The organism is Dyella japonica DSM 16301 (assembly GCF_001010355.1).
GTDB classification, from domain to species: domain Bacteria; phylum Pseudomonadota; class Gammaproteobacteria; order Xanthomonadales; family Rhodanobacteraceae; genus Dyella; species Dyella japonica.
Genome location: NZ_JPLA01000209.1, coordinates 1 through 486, shown reverse-complemented (window position 1 = coordinate 486; position 486 = coordinate 1). Strand labels below are relative to the sequence as shown.

Below are 486 nucleotides of genomic sequence, written 5' to 3'. Positions count from 1 at the left end.
GGTCTTTACCTTATTGAAGGGAGTTCGTTGCCGCCGTGAGTTAATCTGCTGTATCCGTATTAGGAGTACCAAACATATCAACCAATGCAACTTCATCAGTGATTTGTTTAATCTGGAATGCAGGGCCCCATTGGAATTTTCCAGCCAGAGCAGCAGTACCAGTGGAGTTATTAACTACAGTACTCTGTACGGTAGTTTCTTTGAGCTCAACGCTCGGAGAGAGAAGTGACATTTTAATTCCTCTTAATTTGCTTTATTTTATTTATACCATTGACAGGCCATGTGCTGATGGATTATATTCGGCTGAATTACTTGCACAGTCAACAAATATAACCGGGGCGTAGTCGTCATTCATATCCTGTAATTCTCTTGAGAATACTTCTGATGCAAGACGCATATCATCTTTATCCGCATAGTCTGCAAATTTCTGTTGCGTTGTCAACCATCCGAAAATAACAAGACCCATCACTAAGTCGTCATGGTAAC

Annotated in this window: 2 protein-coding genes; both read right to left on the bottom strand. The window is 40.9% G+C overall.

The annotated features are described in order from the left end of the window. Nucleotides 1-40 precede the first annotated feature (40 nt). A complete protein-coding gene (locus Y882_RS19850; protein WP_211259263.1) occupies nt 41-232 on the bottom strand; it encodes a hypothetical protein in 192 nt (63 codons plus the stop codon). A gap of 30 nt (nt 233-262) precedes the next feature. Further along, nucleotides 263-486 (bottom strand): hypothetical protein (locus Y882_RS20695; protein ID WP_342018610.1); only part of this gene is annotated, 224 nt, incomplete at its 5' end.

Bases quoted from the DNA above. Each gene is read 5' to 3' on its own strand.
- Y882_RS19850 (WP_211259263.1), bottom strand. From the start codon at position 232: ATGTCACTTCTCTCTCCGAGCGTTGAGCTCAAAGAAACTACCGTACAG.